Below are 18,019 nucleotides of genomic sequence, written 5' to 3'. Positions count from 1 at the left end.
TAGGTTATCTATTATAATATTCAACTATTAATTGTTCGTTAATATCTGGTAAAAATTCGTTTCTTTGAGGGTATCTTACATATTTACCCACTAATTCTTTATCTAAAGAAACATAATCTGCGCGAACAAACTTACTATTTAAAGCTTCTTGGACAATATTTAGATTTTTAGATTTTTCTCTTAAAGTAACTGTTTGCCCTGGTTTTAAACGATAAGAAGCAATATCTACTTTTTTTCCATCTACTAAAATATGACCGTGATTAGCTAATTGTCTTGCTTGAGCTCTTGTTTTGGCAAATCCTAAACGATAAACTACATTATCAAGACGAGATTCTAATAGTACTAAAAACATTTCACCATGAATCCCTTTTAGTTTGCTTGCATTATCAAAAGTTTTGCGAAATTGCTTTTCTGATACGCCGTAAGTAAAACGTAATTTTTGTTTTTCTTGCAATTGAAGCCCATAATCACTTAATTTAACTTTTTTTTGACCGTGTTGTCCTGGACCATAAGCTCTTTTGCGTAATTCTTTTCCAGTTTCTGAAACCGAATAATTAAGGCGTCTTGAAACTTTCCAAAGTGAACCTGTATAACGTGACATTTATAAACTCTCCTTTTTTAAGGTAAGTTTGTGTAGCCAAATAATTAATAATCACCTGCTTTCTTTTCTTTCTTAAACAGCAAAGAATTACTTAGAAAAGCCTCTAAAAGGCAAGGGATTGGTTTAATTATTTTAGCTACATCTGTTTTACCATCACTAATATTTTATAAAAAAAAGATGAAATAGTCAAGTGTTTTAGTGATTTTCTTTTAATTTTAGTTAATTTGGAAGATGTTTTTTATTTATAGTTAGTTATTTGGATATAAAAACCCCAAACTAAGTAAATAGTTTGAGGTTGTAATTATAAATGATGTTTTATTATTTTGCAGTTAATGAATTATTTTTTATATTTTGTTTTGATTCTAATTGTTCTTCTAATAATATTTTTTCTTTTAACAATTTATTATTAGGTAAATAAACAAATAGCAAATAGCAACTAACTATCAATACAAAAAGAATAAAATCATAATACATCAATAAATAATTTATCTTGGGAATATTTAATGTTTATGATGAACCTTTATTAGAAGGCACAATATAATAATTATATAAGAGGATATAGAACACATTTTATTTCTGTATTTTTTTCTATTATTGCATTGTTTTTATTTGGATTACTTATGTTAAGGCAAGAATTACTTTTTAAATGTTTGTTTGTGGCTTGCTATTTTGTTATAGGTTTGTTGGCTTTTAGGATATATGTAGCTGTAGAAATGTTTGAACATAAACGCTATTATCCTTTAAAAAAAGAAGAAATAAAAAAATTACAAATAATAGGTGTTTTGCCAAAAGATATTAATCAAATTTTAAAAAAGACTTTATTATTCAATTTTGATAAATTGGAAATAATTGGAGAAGCTATAATTAATTCTATATTTTATATCATTTTACTTTGGCTTTTTGTATTTATACCTAAAAATATAAAATGGTTTACAAATATATCTGATTTTTTTTATTATTTATCTTTAATAATAATATCTGTTGTTTGGGCTGTTATCATTAGATATTTATTAAACAAAACAATTATTAATAAATTTATGAAATTATATCAAAAACAATTATTTAAATAATCATTTATCATATCTTAAATTTCAATCAATAATGAAGGCTAACTTTTTGAAAGTTAGCCTTTTAATAATAACAAATAAATTATAACTAAATATCTTATATTATATAGTTTAAACTTGTCTTACTTTTTCCATTTTTTTCAAAAAGAAAATAACAGTTCCTACAATAATCAAATAAATAATAGAAGAAATATAATAAGGTTTAGGGCTTGCAACACTACTATACAAAGCATTAGAAGCACAAGCAATATCAATAATTCCACCTAACATACTAAAAACAACACAATCTTTTAAATTAATAATAAACTCATTTAAAATAGGAGTTTGTGATCTTTTAATAGCTTGGGGCAAAACAATATAGCGCATTGTTTGAGTATGTGTCATTCCCAAAGACAAGGAAGCCTCAATTTGTCCTTTATCCAAAAAGGAAATATTTTTAGTAATAATTTCTGAAATATAGCCCATAGTATTTAAAATAATTACCATATAAGCAGCAAACATTGGAGTATACCAAGTAGCATTTTGGAAAAAAGTAAACTCTTTTAAGAAAAAATAACTCACAAAAGCTTGCACTAACATAGGAGTACTTTTAATAATCCATATATAAAAATTAATAATTCTACATCCTATTTGATGCAAATAATAAATTAAAAAATGACTTTTCTTTTTGGTAATATTTAACAATTGGAAAAGAACTAACAATAAAGATAAGACAAATCCTCCAAAAGTTCCATAAATCCCAAATTTAAGAGTTGTTAAAATCCCTCTTTTATAAAGAGAAAAGTTATTTTTAAAAATAGACCATATATTTAATGTATCTTTTTCTGAGGTTTGTTTATACATGAATTCTTTTCTTTTATCTGAGGTAAGTTCTTTTGTTAAAAAATCTTCAATGTCTTCTTTGGTAATTTGTTTGTTGTTAATAAATTCTTTGTTAATGTCTTTTTGTTTTTGAAATCCAATAGCAAGCATTCCAGCGGCTTGTTTTATTTCTTTATATAAAGCTGTTTCTTTATCTTTTTCGATGATTTGAGCTTGTTTTATTTCTTCATCTTGTTTTATTTTATTATCTAAAATTATTTCTTTTTTTATTTCTATTTTATCTAAATTATTATGAGTTTGTAAATGTTTTTGGGCAACAGTTACATCAGCTAAATAAAAATATTTGGAATCTGTTTGAACTTTTTGAGCTTGAACATCAAAATTGTCAATTCCTTCTACTTCATTTCCTTTTAATGTTTTTGCTATTTGTTCGTAAAAAGTTCCTCGTTGATATAACATTTTTCCAGGTAATTGAATTTTGTCATTAACTATAAATTCACCCTTATTAGGATTATTTTTATTTATAACAATAACATAAAATTGATCTTCATCATAATAAGAATTATCAGTAAAATCAATTTGGTCTTGTCTTTCTTTTGTTTTACTCATCCCTGAAATAATTAAATCAATATCTCCATTTTGACAAGCAGGAATTAAACTATCAAAATCTATTTTTTTAATTACTAATTTAATTTTTTTATCATACTTTGCATTTAAATAATCAACTAATTCTTTAGCTACTAAAACATCATATCCAGCAACTAAAATATCACTTTCTTTACCATTTATTGTTAAAGGATGCAAGTCTTTTTTATCTTTATTATTAGAAAGATAATTATAAGGTTTATAATTGCATTCCATTCCTACAACTAAAGTATTTTCATCTTTGTTTTTAGTATTTTGAGGATAAAAATCATCATATAATAAAAAAGATACAATAATAGTTAAAATTGTTAAAAAAAGATATTTAGCTTTAAAATAATTCTTAATTCTTGAAAAAGATAACGTTAGCAAATGATTTTCCTTCCTATAAAAAAAACCTTCTTAAAAGAAGGTTTGAGAGAGACTTGATTAAAGCGCCTTTACTGTTAAAACAGCAAGAATATTATAGATATTTTCTATAATCTCATAATAAATTATTGCCATAATTATTATTCGGCGATGGTTACCTTTCTTATGCTTCACAGAATGCCTTCTTCACATAATACTCTTTTACACCGCTACCTCTTTTTGATTTTATATAAAATTTTATTTAGTAATCGAAACATATAATAAAAATTTATTATATAGTAAATTATAACATAATTTTTTAAACTGTTTCATTTATTTAGACAACTTAATATTTTAAGATGATGTAGTTTCTATTTTCATTTCATCTGCAATTGTAATTTTTTCATAATCACTTTTAGCAAATTCAATTTCATATTTAATATCAAAAACACCATCTTTTAAGATTTTATCTATTTTAATAAAGGTAATATTTTCATCTTTAATATCTTCTATATTGATATTTTGATTATGTTTTGTTTATAATTCTTTTGGATGTGCTCCATTATGCTAGTATTATTATTTTTATTGTTTTTAGTTTTCATGTTTTTCATATTTTGTTCTTTTCCTTTGTTTTTTTACTATAATAAAACTTACTATACTAAAACTTTTACAAATAAAACAGTTTTGCGACATGCCAAGGTCAAAAGAAACAAAAGAAACATAAAGCAAAAACACAAGGAAAATTAAGGACTTGATTGCTTTGTGACTTATGGAAAAATAATTAAAATGCGATTTACAACAATTTACACTAATCCTATTTTAACACATTTTTACAAAATATCCAAATTAAGGAATAACATAAACTAAATTTGGAATTCCATTATAAATATTTTCATAATCTTAATAAACTTATATATCACTTTACAAATTTATCATATAACTATTTAAATTTATTCATTTTGTTCCATTTTTGCATAAAAAAGTTCAAAAAAATCAATTTTTTTCACAAAAAGCACTTTTTGCTGTTGTTTTTTTAGTAAAAATTTTATCTTAAAAAAACAAATGGAGGTTTAAAATGTATAACTAAGGAATGTTTGATGCTTCATCAGGAATGATGACAGGATTAATTGTATTTTTAGTAGCTTTAGCAGTTTTCTTTATTGTCCTTTTTTTACAAATGGGGATATAGTTGCGAAATGAATAGCAAAAGCATTTTATTGCCTTTAATAGTTACTTTTTTATTAGGCGGTATTCTTTGATTTCTTATCGGTTATTTGGTTGGAACTAATAAAAAAACACCACCAAAACCACGATATAAATAATTTTTAATATTTACTTATTTTGTTAAAAACATCCTTTTAAAAATTATCTTTTTTTGCAAATCATCTCTTTTAAAACTATTTTGATTTCAAATTTTAATTCATCAATCAAAAACAAAAAGCAATTTTAATTTTGTAAAATTCAATTACCAACCCAAAGGCATTCTTTATGAGTGTCTTTTTTTATTTTATCCAAACTAATTAACTTTTTTTGCTTTTTCAAACCACCAAATAAAAAAAATTGCATTTCCCCACAAAAAAACCCCAACCCCTCCAAAAACATCACCAAAACCCAAGTTTTTTTGGTATAATAAAGGTTAAATGTTTAAAAAAATTAAATGATGCAAGGAGCATATAAATGGCAACAAAATTAAGCGAACAAGAAATTATTAGACATCAAAAAATGAATGAATTAAAAAAAATAAACATTGATCCTTTTGGAAAAAAATTTGTCCCTTCTCATTCCATCGAACAAATTCTTTTGCAATACCAAAAAGCAGATAGTCTAGCTCTCGAACAATCACAAATCAATGTTTGTGTAGCTGGCAGAATCGTTTTAAAAAGAGGACAAGGCAAAGCAGGTTTTTTGCATTTACAAGATTTTAATTTCCGAATGCAAGCATATATAAAACTGGATTTAGTGGGCAAAGATGCTTTTCAGATTTATCAAAATTGTGATTTAGGAGATATCATAGGAATCAAAGGTTTTTTATTTAAAACCAAAACGCAAGAATTAACCATTAAAGCCTTGGAATTTATTCATCTTACCAAAGCCCTAAAACCTTTACCTGACAAATTTCATGGCTTGCAAAACCGCGAAGAGATGAGAAAAAATCGCTATGTTGATCTAATCGTAAACGAAAAAACAAGACAAGTATTTTTAACTCGCAGTTTGATTATGAAATACATTAGAAATTTTTTTGATAATCAGGGCTTTTTAGAAGTAGAAACTCCTATTTTACAACCAACTTTGGGAGGCGCTTCTGCCAAACCTTTTATCACTCATCACAACGCTCTTAATTATAATTTTTACTTGAGAATCGCTACCGAATTACCCCTTAAAAAATTAATTGTTGGTGGAATGAATAAAGTCTATGAAATCGGACGTCTTTTCAGAAATGAAGGAATTGATGCCACACATAATCCCGAATTTAGCACTATTGAGGCTTACTTGGCTTATGCTGATATGCAAGATATTATGGATTTAACAAAGCAATGCTTGCAAGGATTGGCCCAAAAATTGTTTGGCAAGTTGCAATTTACTTACCAAAACCAAGAAATTGATTTTTCCCATTTTGCAAAAGTAAGTATGGTTGCATCAATCAAGGAAAAAACAGGAATTGATTTTACAGATAATTTTACCTTGGAACAATGCCTTTCTTTGGCAAAAAAACACCAAATTGAAGTTATGCCCCATTTTAGTAAAGGACATATCATTGAGGCTTTTTTCGGAAAATACGTAGAAAACACTCTCATTCAACCTACTTTTGTCTACGGACATCCACTGGAAATAAGTCCTTTGGCAAAACAAAACGAAGCTGATCCTCGCTTTACTGACCGTTTTGAACTTTTTATTGTAGGTAAGGAATTTGCTAATGCTTTTAGCGAACTTAACGACCCTATCGAACAAGAAAAACGTTTTTTAAATCAATTACAACAAAAACAATTAGGCAACGACGAAGCCAATGACATGGACTATGATTTCCTAAACGCCCTTAATTATGGCATGCCTCCAACTGGTGGTCTTGGAATGGGACTTGATCGTTTGGTTATGCTTTTAACCGATACTGCAAATATTCGTGATGTTATTTTATTTCCACATTGTAAAAATCAAAATAAATTTAGTCAAAATAAAACAGCAAATAAAGTCCTAACGAATAACGATAACGAATAAAGCAAGCAAAAACAAGCAAGCCAAAAATAAATTATTCCCAAAAGCAAAAATCTCCAAATCACCAAAGCCCAAAAATCCGAAAATAAAAAAGGGTAAAAAATATTTTATATAAAATGGGTTAATGATAATTAAATATTTTGTGTTGCAAAAACAACCGAAGGGATAAAAAAAATTAAACAAAAGACAATTATAATTATTTTAGGAGCAATTTTTACATTTTTTTACTTAATTTTAATTTGTGGAGTTTATTTTTTAACTAACTTTACTTTTGCCAAAATACCAAACTCAAATCATAATGCAACATTCCCAAAACCCAAAGTTCACGATATTTATCTAGATTCAGCCGAACAAGTCCAAAATTATATCAAAGAAAAATTCCCCGATTCTTTTCCTGTTTGCATTAACTACCCTTCTTTTTGTTATTATTTGTGTTCTTTGCAAAATTCAAAAAAAACCTTTTTACCTCAAAAATGGCCCAAAGAAATTAATATATGTCTATCAAAAAGACATTGATTTATCCAAATACGGCTATTGCAATAACACTCATAGTATCGAAGATTTAAAAAATTCTCGATTAGGTATTAAAAAAATTATACCTTTTTGGGTTAAAAGATGGTTCGCAAGCATAACCAAAACAAAGAGATGCAATAATAAATTCGTCGTCATCAAGAACTAGACAGAAAAACTGGGATGGTTCGCCAAATTTGCAAAATTGGCAAAGCCAAAATTGGGAAGACGAATTAGAAGAAAATTGGGAAAAAGAGTTCCAAACAGATTGGGAAGATAAATAAAGTTTTTGCAAATCACAAAAAATAAATAAAATTAGAAAATCCAAACAAACATCCAAACAAACAAACATCCAAAACAACAATACTTTTATTTTTCAGCCAGCAAGGAAGTGCAATTATGAGAGGCGTTTTTTATTTGCAAAGTTTTTATAGCTTATTACAAAGTCTTAATTCTTTAGAAACTTTGGTACAAAAAGCCAAAGAAAATGATTATGATTTTGTTGCTTTGAGCGATGATAATTTATATGGCATGCCAACTTTTTTAAAATTATGCCATAGCTATCAAATCAAACCTATTTTAGGACTAAAAATAAATTTTTTGCACAACAATCAACTAGCAACACTTTTAATTTATGCCAAAAACGACCAAGGAATCAAAAATTTAATTCAAATTTCAACTATTATTAAAAATGAAGAAACACCCCAAATTACCTTAAATCAAATTGCTCATTTAGGTAAAGATTTGTTTGCTTTGATTCCTGGAGAAAATCCCTTTTTTGATGATATGTTTTTTCGCGACCAAAAAGATAAATTTTTTCAAATAGCTACTCAATTACAAAAAATATTTGACGAACTTGTATTAGGTATTTCTTATCAAAACTCCTTTTTGGAATTACTTTCTGAAAACATCATTGATTTTGCAAACCACTTCCAAATTCCTTATGTACCAATTAACAAAACTTGCTATGATACTTTTCAAGCCCAACCAACCTATCAAATACTTGCACAAATGGAAAATAAAAAAAACGACGACCAAACTGATTTATCTTTTTTAACCAAAGATAATTTTGATAGCGCATACAACGCCCAAACACATAAAGCAATGTTTGCTTATTTAAAAAAATTAATCTTTTCTATTAAATATCAAAATTATTTACCACAAAAAATGTTGTTGCCTTCCTTTATTGATTTTTTACAACCCCAAAAAATAACTGCCAAAGAGTACTTAAAACAAATTTCTTATAAAGGTTTGCACCAATACATCGATTTTAAAAACTCTAAATATACCAAATACCAACAAAGGCTAGATCAAGAATTACAAATTATAGCTGATATGGAATATGACAATTATTTTTTAATTGTAGGTGATGTTGTAAGATACGCCAAAAAACAAGGTATTTTAGTAGGTCCTGGTAGAGGCTCTTCTTCGGGTTCTTTGGTGTGTTTTTGTTTACAAATTACAGAGATTGACCCTTTACAATATGACCTTATTTTTGAGCGTTTTTTAAATCCTCAAAGAAAAACTATGCCAGATATTGACCTTGATTTTCCAGACAATACAAGAGATTTAATTATTCAATATGTTTGTCAAAAGTACGGCACCAAACACGTAGCAAGTATTATTACTTTTGGTAGATTTGTAAGCCAAAAAGCCATTATCAATGAATTAGTTAAATTTATGCCCACAGTAAGGGAATTCCAAACTAAACGCGTTTTGGCATATTTGGATAAAAAAAGCACTTATCAAAAAGAAACTTTGGATTTGCAAATGAAAAACTTACTTACAATGGCATCTTATATCGAAGGAATACCACGGTTTACAGGAACCCATCCAGCAGGAATTATTTTAAGCCAAATGCCCCTTGATCAAATTATTCCCTTACAAAAAGGCACTCATAATAACTTACAACAAACCCAATGGGAAGCTTCTTTTCTTGAATCAATCGGACTTCTCAAAATAGATTTTTTAGGATTAAGAAGTCTTACTTTGATGAATAAAATGGTTTTAGCCATTCAAAAAAATAATCCCCATTTTGGTCTTTTTAAAATCCCTTTAAACGACACAAAAACTTTCGAGCTGTTGCAACAAGGAAAAACAATAGGGATTTTTCAATTAGAATCTTATAATGCCAAAATCTTTTTACAAAAAATGATGCCCCAAAAGTTCGAAGACCTAATTGCCTTACTTGCCTTAAATAGACCAGGGCCCTTCGATTCTTTTAATATGTTTTTAAAAAACCGCCATCAAAAAACTACCACTTTTTTTAGCCCCTTAATTGATTTTATCCTCCAACCCACTTATGGCATTATTCTTTATCAAGAACAAATTATGCAAATTGTAGCTGTCTTTGCCAAATACAGTCTTGCCCAAGCAGACCTTTTTAGAAGAGCTATTAGCAAAAAGGAAAAAGATTTATTATTGCAAGAAAAAAACAACTTCATTGCCCAAAGCAAAGAACAAGGACGCGACCTTACAATAGCTAACAAACTTTATGATTATATTTTAAAATTTGCCAATTACGGTTTTAACAAAAGTCACAGTGTCGCTTATTCTTTAATTAGTTATCGTATGGCTTATTTGAAAGCTAATCATTTTATTGCTTTTGTAATTACTTTATTAAATGATGCTATTGGAGATGCAACCCAGACAGAAATTTTGCTCAAAGAAGTTATCCAAAAAGGTATCATTATAGAACCACCCCATATATTTAGTAGCCAAGATAAATATTATTTCAAAGACAATAAATTATTTTTGCCTCTAACTATTATTAAAGGAATAAATGTTGCTTTTTGCCAAGAATTAATGAAAGAACAAAAAAAATTAATTAAAGAACACCAAAAATTAACTAAAACTACCCAAATGCCCCTTTATTATTCTTTTAAAACCTTTAAACAACAATTGTTTCCTTTCCTCACCGAACCTTTATTAACTAATTTAATTTTTGCAGGCACCCTTGATAAAATGGGGCTAAACCGCAATACTTTAGAAAAAAACAAAGATTTAAAAGAAGTTAAATATTATCCATATTCGGATTACGAACCTAAAATACACCCCGAATTACCTTTAAAAGAACTTGTCATTAAACAAAAAAAAACATTAGGCTTTGGACTTCATAATTTATTAATTAATCAAAAAAATAAATCTTAAATATTATTTTATTATTCAAAATTATTGTAAATATAAACACATTATTAAATTATTTAAAATTATTATATTTCTATATTTTGCTCCTTTTGCCTTTTTCATATTTTTTGCTTTGCTTTTCATTTTTTTGTTTTTAATTTGATTAAATCTGTTTTTTAAACAATCACACAATCAATAAAAATAAATAAAAGAGGATAAAAATGAATAAATTATTAATTGTAACAATATTAGTAATCATTTTTTGCGCAATACATTTTAAACAAAAAGTCAACATCAAAAAAAATATTGTCTTTTTATCAGAAAAAATCAGTTTATGGATGCAAACATTTTATTTTTATCATGCCATTTATTGTGAATTAAAAAAAATAAATAATTTCTTTTTGATGAAATTTCTTTGGAACTCCAATCATAAATGCAACAATATATTAAAACATTTACAAGACATTCACACCATTTTTGATAAATTACAACAAGACCAAAAAAATAACTGATATTTAAATTATGATGCTTTTAACATACGATCAATCAGTAACTTTTTTAAAACAAAAATACGGTTTAGTAAGTGGCTCTTATTTTATGGATGCAAGTTTTACTCAAACTAACTCAAATATCAAAAAAACAGCTGAAGGCTTAGAAATACACCACATAAAAGAATATCAAGCAAAGAGGATTATCAAATCCCAAATACGCCAAACACCACCCTTTTGAATACCAAAAAGGCATTAATTTGGTGTATTTTAATTTATTAGAACATTTTCTTTTGCATTTAAAAATTTGTGATTATTCCAAAACCTTTTACATCCTGAAGTTGGCAAAAAGGGAGCAGAAATTATTTTTCATCGTTTAGCTAAAATCTTTTTTGACAATCCTTTTGAATATCAAAAAAACAAATGCATATCAGCCCAAAAAATTTATTATCAAAAAAGTGATTTTTGGAAATGCTTTTATTTATACCAAAGTTTAAAAGTTTATTTATGACAAAATAAAAATATTTGATTTGTATAATATTTTATGTCATTTATTTTTTTCATCATTTTTGCATTAATTAGTTATCTTTTGATTATAATATATCAAGGAATAAAGGAACAAATATGAAAAAACTATTCTTTTTTGATATTGAACAAACTTTATACAACGGCAAAACCAAAGAAATTCCTTCACAAATCACAAAACTTTTACAAACCCTAGCGCAAAACCCCAATAATATTTTAGGAATTGCTACAGGAAGAAACTACAAAGGTTTAAGCGTTTTAAAGGAACTTACTTCTTTATTTAAGTATTTTGTTGTTCTAAATGGAGCTATTACTTGTAAAGCCACAAATATCGTCCAACAAACTTGCATCCCCCAAGAACTTGTAATTAAACTAAATTGCCAAGCCCAAAAAAAAGGAATCATAGTTCTCAATGTCAGTTTAGAAGAAAAGGGCATAACCCAAACAACAGATCCTGATTCTAAAAGTTTGTTTGATAATGCAATGTTGCAAAAAAAATCCCATCAAAAGCAATCTTCATTTAGAAAAACCTATTTACAAAATTAATTTATTCCATCCAAATACCTCCATTGTTGTTGATTTTTTAAAAGATTTTGAACAACTCCACGCTTATTATTGTAAAAATAGTGTTGTAAGTTTAAGTGCCAAACAAGTTAATAAAACTTATGGTATCCAAGTAATTATGAAAGACCACAAAGACTGCCAATTAATTTGCATGGGAGATGGTTGCAACGATTTTGAAATGCTTCAATTTGCAGATATAGGAATCGTCATGGCAAATACTCATTATGAAACTCTTTACAAAGTTGCCAATTTAACTGCTCCTCAAATCGAAAAAAACGCTTTATATGATTTTTTTAAAGATTATAATTTGTTATGAAGTTTTTTATCGAAGAAAAAATAAAATGTGTTTTCAATGCGTTTAAAAGGAGAATAAAATGTGTTCAACTTTTGGAATACTAAATATTAAAACCGATCCACAAATGTTGCGTGACCAAGCTCTTAAACTTTCCAGTTTGATGCGTCATCGAGGACCTTATTGGTCAGGAATTTTTGCCTCTCAAAAAGCCATTTTAGCACACGAAAGACTATCAATTGTAGATGTTAATGCTGGAGCTCAACCACTTTATAATAAAACCAAAACCTTAGTACTTTTAGTTTCTGGAGAAATTTATAACCACCTAGATTTACACCAACAATACAAAGATAAATACGAATTCCAAACAGAATCAGATTGTGAAGTTATTCTAGCACTATATCAAGAAAAAGGTGTTAATTTTTTAGATGAATTACAAGGAATGTTTGCATTTATTTTATATGATCTTACAAAAAACACCTATCTTATAGGACGCGATCATATGGGAATAATTCCACTTTATATGGGATATGACCTTAACCAAAATTTTTATATAGCTTCTGAAATGAAAGCCTTAATTCCCATTTGCCAAACCCTTTCTATTTTTCCTCCAGGAAATTATTTATCTAGTGAATCTGGCAAAATGGTGAAATATTATAAACGCAATTGGATGGATTATCAAAATGTTTACAACAACCAAACCAACACAACCCAATTACGCAATTTTCTTGAAGAATCAGTAAAAAAACATTTAATGTCTGATGTTCCTTATGGCGTACTTTTATCTGGTGGTCTTGACTCTTCTATTATTTCTGGAATCACTAAAAAATTTGCCAAACACCGCATAGAAGAATCAAGTAAAAAAGAGGCTTGGTTCCCTTCGCTTCATTATTTTGCTGTAGGTCTTAAAGGCTCTCATGATCTTAAAGCTGCCAAAGAAGTAGCCAATCATTTAGGAACAGTCCATCATGAAATTAATTTTACTATTCAAGAAGGCATAGATGATTTAAAAGATGTTATTTATCACATTGAAACGTATGATATTACAACTATTCGCGCATCAATTCCTATGTATTTAATGGCTCGCAAAATTAAAGCTATGGGCATCAAAATGGTTCTTTCTGGTGAAGGTGCTGATGAGATTTTTGGAGGTTATCTATATTTTCATAAAGCCCCTAATGATCAAGAATTCCACAAAGAAACAGTCCGTAAATTAGCTTCATTACATTTATATGATTGTGCACGAGCCAACAAAACAATGAGTGCTTGGGGAGTAGAGGCGCGAGTGCCTTTCTTAGAAAAAAACTTTTTAGATGTTGCTATGAGACTTAATCCCAAAGATAAAATGTGTGGCACAAATGGCAAAATAGAAAAACATATTCTACGACAAACATTTGAATCTTATTTACCCAAAAAGATTGTATGGCGCCAAAAAGAACAATTTTCTGATGGAGTAGGCTACAGTTGGATTGATGCTTTAAAACAACTTGCCCAAAACAAAATCACAGATACATAATTAAAAAATGCTTATGTTCGTTTCCCTTACAATACTCCTACAAACAAAGAAGGCTACATGTATCGCGAAATTTTTTAAACCTTATTTCCTTTGCCAAGTGCAATAAGTCTTGTTCCTGGTGGTCCTTCAATTGCTTGCTGTACTGCAAAAGCTATCGAATGGAACAAAGCTTTTAAACAAATAAACGACACTTCAGGAGGCGCTGCATTAGGAGTGCATAATGAAACTTATAAGGACAAATAAATTTTATTCAACAATCCCCAACTTAAATTAACTTTATTTTTTGCTTTTAATTGTTTTGTGCGAACCAAATAATAAAAAACAAATTTTGCAAACATTTCTAACACCCATTTTGCAACTCCAAATTTTTACAACTTTATCCCAGAAAGGATATTTATATGAACCAAAAACCAAGAAAAGCCTTAATTAAAAAAAACAATTTGCCCCAAACTAACACACCCAAAAAACCTTTTTTAAGTAGCAAACTATTAAGCAATTGCATTATTTTTAACTCTATTGTCATTGTTGTATTAGCAATTTATTTAAGTAAACCTACTCAAACAGATATTTACCAAAAAACCACCCAACTACATTTAACAGCAATGGTAGCAGGAATGTTTTTAGGAGGTACTATTTTAGGATTAAAAAAAGGATCTTTTGGCGTTTCTTTAGGAGTTTTATTAGGAGCTACCTTAGGAATGTGGCTATCGTTACTTACTAAGGGAAACATTATTTCGATAATTCAAATTTAGTTTTTAATTTTAACCCCAACCCCAATATTTTTCATTTCCAAAATAAAGAAAGTGTTATCATTTTTATGCAAACGAAAATCAAAAATCTAACTGCACAATTTCACACCAGTTTACAAAAAAACAAACATGATTTAGACCAATTAATGACCTTAGACAAAGAATTTTTAGGCAAAAAGGGCATCTTGTTTGAACTTACCCAAGAGCTAAAAAGCCTTCCTCATGCCCAAAAAGCAGTTGCAGGCAAATTAATTAACGTTTTAAAACAAGAAATTATTTTAACTTTACAAAAAGAAAAAGAAATTTTACAAAGAAACCAACTAAACGCCAAATTGCTCCAAGAAGAAATTGATCCTACTTTACCAGGATTGAAATTTTTCCAAGGAAGCACCCACCCCCTTAATCAAATCATTGAACAAATTGAAGATTTATTTTTATCTTTAGGTTATGAAATTAAAGAAGGCAACGAAATTGAAACTGATTTTTATAATTTTGAAATGCTCAACATGGGCAAAGGCCACCCCGCAAGAGCAATGCAAGACTCTTTTTATATTGACCCCCAAAAACTTTTACGCACCCACACTTCCAACGTCCAAGTCAAAGAAATGAAAGCTCGCCAAGGAGGACCCCTCAAAATTATTTCTCCTGGAAAAGTTTACCGCAAAGATGATGATGACTCCACTCATAGCCATCAATTTATGCAACTCGAAGGACTTGTCATTGACAAAAACATTAATTTTTCCCATCTCAAAGAAACTCTTTTACTCATTACCAAAGAATTATTTGGCACTTCCCAAGAAATTCATTTAAGACCGTCTTATTTTCCCTTTACCGAACCTAGCATTGAAGTTGATTTAGTAATTACCAAAAAAGATGGCACCAAAGAATATTTAGAAATTTTAGGAGCTGGTTTAGTGCATCCCCAAGTTCTTAAAAACGCTAATTATGACCCTGAAAAATATCAAGGTTTTGCCTTTGGAATAGGTATTGAAAGAATTGCTATGATTAAATATCAAATTGACAATATTAGACATTTTTATACTAATGATATTCGCTTTTTAAAACAATTTACAAGGAACACCTCCAACAATGAAAATTATTGAAAATATTTTAAAAAACCATTTTTCCCAACCCCTTTCCCAAAATATTTCTGCCTTAACTAACAATTATATTACCGAAGTGCAAAATTTTTTCCCCCTATCCAAAAACACTAATTTAGTGGTGGGGCAAATTCTTAACTTTCAAAAAATTAAAGGTTCCCAAAAATTAAATTTAGTAGAAGTTAACACCGGCACAAAAGTAGTCAAAATTGTTTGTGGAGCTTCTAATTTACAAAATGGCAAAAAAGTTATTGTAGCTTCAGAAGGTTCTTTTTTGGAAGGAATCAACGCCACCCTTAAAAACAAAAAAATTTATGGAGTTTTTTCAGAAGGAATGCTTTGTGCTTTGGAAGAATTGGGAATTAGTACCAAATTTTTAACTCCCCAAGAACAAGAAGGGATTTATCTTTTTGATGACCCCAACGACCAAATTGCTTTGGGAAGTAATGCTTTAATTCCTTTAGGACTTGATTGTTTTATCTTAGAATTAGGGCTTACACCCAATCGTGGTGACCTTTTATCTCACCTAGGTTTTGCCAAAGATCTCAAAGCAGTTTTGTCTTCTCAAAGTTCCAATAACAATCAAGAAACAAAAGCAACCAACTACAAAACAAAAAACAGCGAAGACCAAACAACCCCAAAAACGCTCCCCCAATTAAACCCCGATTTTTTTGCAAACTTGCCTCAATCTCCTTTAAAAGTCCAAATTGAAAACGACAGTTGTTATGAATACAACGCTTGTATCCTGGAAAACATCAAAATCAAACCTTCTCCTTTATGGTTGCGAAACGTCCTCTTACAATCAGGCATCAACCCAATCAACAATGTTGTTGACATCACTAATTTAATTTTAATCGAATACGGTATTCCCCTACACGCTTTTGATTCTGAAAACATCAAACAAATCAAAGTTAGAAAAGCGTTACCACAAGAAAATATTACAACTCTTAACCAAAATGATTTTGTTTTAGATGAAAATGATTTAGTTATTACAGATGGCAAAAAAGCCATTGCTCTAGCTGGTATTGTAGGACTTTTAGAAAGTAGCATTAAACCTACAACTACTAAAATTATTCTTGAAGCTGCTTATTTTTCGCCCCAAACTATTGCCCAAACTTGTCAAAAACTCAAAACTAAAACTGAAAGTTCCCTACGTTTTGAAAGAGGCATTGACCAAAGTCTTATTCCTTTAGCTTTTCAAAAAGCATGCCAACTTTTAGTCACTTTAGCAGATGCCAAAATTACTTACCAACCTGTAATTACAAAACAAAAAAACCGTACCAATCCTACTATTTCTTTGAATCTTGATTTCGTTACAAGAAAAATTGGCGTTTCTTTGTGCCCTACTCAAATCAAAAATTGGTTATTAAACCTAGATTATCAGATACATACATCCAAACATTTAGGACCACAGAACAAAAACGAACAATTAAACCTCCAAGCTCCTTTACGTCGTTATGATGTCAAAATTAAAGAAGATATCATTTCTGATTTAACTAGACTTTATGGTTGCCATAAATTACCTCCCCAAACAATTCAAATCCCTACTCAAGGAAAATTAACCTTAAAACAAAAAAATATTAGAGAATTGCGCAAACTCTTAGTTAATTTAGGATTTTATGAAACTATTACTTACAGTTTAATTAGCTCTGAGATGTTTGAAGCTTTTACTCCTCAAAAACCCTTTATCAAAATAATGAATCCTTTGTCACAAGACAAAATGATTTTAAGACAAAGTTTGCTAAGTAGTTTAGTAGAAGTTTTAAGCTATCAGCACAAACGACAAACTTTTGATACTGCTTTTTTTGAAATTGGAAAAACTTATTTTCCCAACCAAGAAACATTAAGTCTTGCTTTTGCTTTGAGTGGTCATTTCTTAAATTCCTTGTGGCACAAACAAGATGTTTCAAGTTCTTTTTTTGTTACCAAAGGCATCCTTGAAAAAATTAGTGCTTTTCTAGGCATTACCCTTACTTATCAAAAAACACAACAACATAGTAATTTTCATCCAGGAATGCAAGCCGATTTGTTATTTAACAATCAAATAATAGGAGTTATCGGAAAAACACATCCCCAACTTAATACCAAATACCACTTAAAAGAAAGTTTTCTTTGTGAACTTTTTTTAACGGATGAAATTCTTAACACTACAAAAACGTTTACCTTCCAACCAATTCCTAAATTTCCTACTGTTATTCGTGATTTAGCCTTTTTAGTAGATACCAAATATTCCTTTTATCAAATCGAACAAACCATTAAACAAACTACCCCTTTTGATTTAATCAAATGTGAATTATTTGATGTTTATCAAATACCTACAACCAAAGAAAAACATTCTCTTGCCCTTAGACTTTTTTTCAATAACTTAGATAAAAACTTAGAAAAACAAGATGTAGAACATTGTATGGAAAAAATTACTTCTAATTTGATTAAACACTTTCATATTGAAATTAGATAAA

10 protein-coding genes, 2 pseudogenes and 1 riboswitch are annotated in these 18,019 nt (G+C 28.6%); of the genes and pseudogenes, 10 read left to right on the top strand and 2 right to left on the bottom strand.

Going from position 1 to position 18,019, the window contains the following annotated elements; translation table 11 throughout:
- Positions 1-4: 4 nt before the first annotated feature.
- Positions 5-601 carry a 30S ribosomal protein S4 gene (gene rpsD / locus EXT02_RS00845; protein ID WP_130427497.1) on the bottom strand — a complete coding sequence of 199 codons (597 nt, stop codon included), beginning with the start codon at positions 599-601 and terminating at the stop codon, positions 5-7.
- A 599-nt stretch (positions 602-1,200) separates the two neighbouring features.
- On the opposite strand from rpsD, the gene EXT02_RS00840 reads away from it, so the two are divergent.
- Entirely contained in the window at positions 1,201-1,671 is a 471-nt protein-coding gene (locus EXT02_RS00840) for a hypothetical protein (protein WP_130427495.1), read from the top strand.
- Between the two features lie 108 nt (positions 1,672-1,779).
- On the opposite strand, the gene EXT02_RS00835 is transcribed toward EXT02_RS00840, so the two are convergent.
- Positions 1,780-3,504 (bottom strand): ABC transporter permease subunit, encoded by a 1,725-nt coding sequence (locus EXT02_RS00835; RefSeq protein WP_130427493.1) that lies wholly within the window; start codon positions 3,502-3,504, stop codon positions 1,780-1,782.
- Between the two features lie 52 nt (positions 3,505-3,556).
- Positions 3,557-3,727: riboswitch (Lysine riboswitch) on the bottom strand.
- A 1,430-nt stretch (positions 3,728-5,157) separates the two neighbouring features.
- Between EXT02_RS00835 and lysS the strand changes: the two genes are divergently transcribed.
- From lysS to pheT, 9 genes and pseudogenes are all read left to right on the top strand, one after another.
- Positions 5,158-6,693 (top strand): lysine--tRNA ligase, encoded by a 1,536-nt coding sequence (gene lysS, locus EXT02_RS00830; protein ID WP_130427491.1) that lies wholly within the window; start codon positions 5,158-5,160, stop codon positions 6,691-6,693.
- Positions 6,694-7,599: 906 nt separating this feature from the next.
- On the top strand, positions 7,600-10,350 hold the full coding sequence (gene dnaE / locus EXT02_RS00825) for a DNA polymerase III subunit alpha (RefSeq protein WP_130427489.1): 2,751 nt from the start codon (positions 7,600-7,602) through the stop codon (positions 10,348-10,350).
- A gap of 197 nt (positions 10,351-10,547) precedes the next feature.
- A complete protein-coding gene (locus EXT02_RS00820; RefSeq protein ID WP_130427487.1) occupies positions 10,548-10,838 on the top strand; it encodes a hypothetical protein in 291 nt (96 codons plus the stop codon).
- A gap of 10 nt (positions 10,839-10,848) precedes the next feature.
- On the top strand, positions 10,849-11,055 hold the full coding sequence (locus tag EXT02_RS00815) for a hypothetical protein (protein ID WP_130427485.1): 207 nt from the start codon (positions 10,849-10,851) through the stop codon (positions 11,053-11,055).
- A gap of 383 nt (positions 11,056-11,438) precedes the next feature.
- Positions 11,439-12,219: pseudogene (locus tag EXT02_RS03210) on the top strand (HAD-IIB family hydrolase).
- Between the two features lie 58 nt (positions 12,220-12,277).
- A pseudogene (asnB, locus tag EXT02_RS00800) lies at positions 12,278-13,954 on the top strand (asparagine synthase B).
- 155 nt (positions 13,955-14,109) lie between these two features.
- Positions 14,110-14,463 (top strand): hypothetical protein, encoded by a 354-nt coding sequence (locus tag EXT02_RS00795; RefSeq protein ID WP_130427478.1) that lies wholly within the window; start codon positions 14,110-14,112, stop codon positions 14,461-14,463.
- A gap of 65 nt (positions 14,464-14,528) precedes the next feature.
- Positions 14,529-15,563 carry a phenylalanine--tRNA ligase subunit alpha gene (gene pheS, locus EXT02_RS00790; RefSeq protein ID WP_130427476.1) on the top strand — a complete coding sequence of 345 codons (1,035 nt, stop codon included), beginning with the start codon at positions 14,529-14,531 and terminating at the stop codon, positions 15,561-15,563.
- Positions 15,550-18,018 carry a phenylalanine--tRNA ligase subunit beta gene (pheT, locus tag EXT02_RS00785; protein ID WP_130427474.1) on the top strand — a complete coding sequence of 823 codons (2,469 nt, stop codon included), beginning with the start codon at positions 15,550-15,552 and terminating at the stop codon, positions 18,016-18,018. The genes pheS and pheT overlap by 14 nt, the downstream gene beginning before the upstream one ends.
- Position 18,019: the final 1 nt, after the last annotated feature.

The organism is 'Catharanthus roseus' aster yellows phytoplasma (genome assembly GCF_004214875.1).
In the GTDB taxonomy this organism is placed as follows: Bacteria; Bacillota_I; Bacilli_A; order Acholeplasmatales; family Acholeplasmataceae; genus Phytoplasma; species Phytoplasma asteris.
This window is presented reverse-complemented; position numbering and strand designations above follow the sequence as displayed.